The organism is Pedobacter sp. BG31, from assembly GCF_042464845.1.
Classification (GTDB): Bacteria; Bacteroidota; Bacteroidia; order Sphingobacteriales; family Sphingobacteriaceae; genus Pedobacter; species Pedobacter suwonensis.
Window position 1 is genome coordinate 1 of the sequence record NZ_JBHNZK010000048.1, and the last position, 1119, is coordinate 1119.

The 1119-nt window shown below is 38.1% G+C and carries 2 protein-coding genes; both read right to left on the reverse strand.

The window, feature by feature from the left end; all coding sequences use genetic code 11:
* Nucleotides 1-14: 14 nt before the first annotated feature.
* Nucleotides 15-533: an IS630 family transposase gene (locus ACFE6N_RS23495; RefSeq protein WP_378940366.1), complete on the reverse strand. Its 519-nt coding sequence runs from the start codon at nt 531-533 to the stop codon at nt 15-17.
* Nucleotides 534-540: 7 nt separating this feature from the next.
* Nucleotides 541-1065, reverse strand: coding sequence for a transposase (locus ACFE6N_RS23500; protein WP_378940364.1), 525 nt, complete (start codon nt 1063-1065; stop codon nt 541-543).
* Nucleotides 1066-1119 lie beyond the last annotated feature (54 nt).

The window sequence follows — 1119 nt, forward strand, 5'->3', positions numbered from 1 at the left end:
TTATATAAAGTATATTAAATATTTACAATTAATTTTGCAAGATTCTTTCCAGTTTCATTTTCAACTTTAAAGTGACTGATAAACAAGTCGAAGTTAGTAATTCGGTCTTGCAGATTCTGTACATATCGGTTATGGGTGATCTTTTTTCTCATGTACCACCAAACTCTTTCAATCGGATTTAAATCGGGAGAATATGGTGGAAGATAAACAAGTTCTATTCGGTGTTTATAGCGTTCCAGTATAGGTTTGAGTCTTTTGGCATGATGATAAGGTACATTGTCCAGGACCATTACAACTTTTCGCTCATGATATGTTTTTACGACCAGCAACAGGAAGCTGAAAAAACTGATTGTGTTACCCCTGTCGGCTTTGCTTGTTACCACAATTCCCGTTTCCGGCTCTATACAACCAAACAGGGTCTTTCTCTCTCTTTTCCGTTGCTTTTGATTGATTCTTGGCTGTTTGCCTTTTTCTGCCCACATGTAAGACACCGTAGCGGTATTTGACAAACTCGCCTCATCCTGAAAAACAATTACAGCCTTAGCTTCCCTTGACTCCCGGAGTTTTTTTTAAAGCCTCCACCTTTTCAGCTCTGTCTTCTGCTTCGGGGTAAATGCCTTTTCCTTTTTGAAACGTTAAACCCAACTTTCTTAATATGTTATAGATATGCGCTTTTTTATACTCAACATGGTATTCTTTCTTGATGAAATCGATTAGTAAAGGTCCGGTCCAGGTGGCGCTATTATAACCGTAATCATCAGGATGCTTATTCAGCAATACCGATTTTATAGACTGCAATTCATCGGTGCCGAGGCGGTTGTTCCTTCCGGGTTTCACTTTATCGATCAAGGCTTCTATGCCACCCTGGTTTAACCGGTTTACCCAGTTACAGATTGATTTGAATGAGGTCTCATAAATTGATTCTAATTCTTGGGGACGTTTACCCAGAGAAATTTGGTAACAGGCATATAGCCTTACAGCTTGCTGGAACTTTTCGTCTTTCCGCAACAAGGACCTAAGTTCTTCTGACGTGTAGTTCTTTATTGTTAATGCGTTCTTGCTCATGTAAGCAAGTTACATTTTTTTATTTATTTGTAAAAATATATTAGACTTTATATA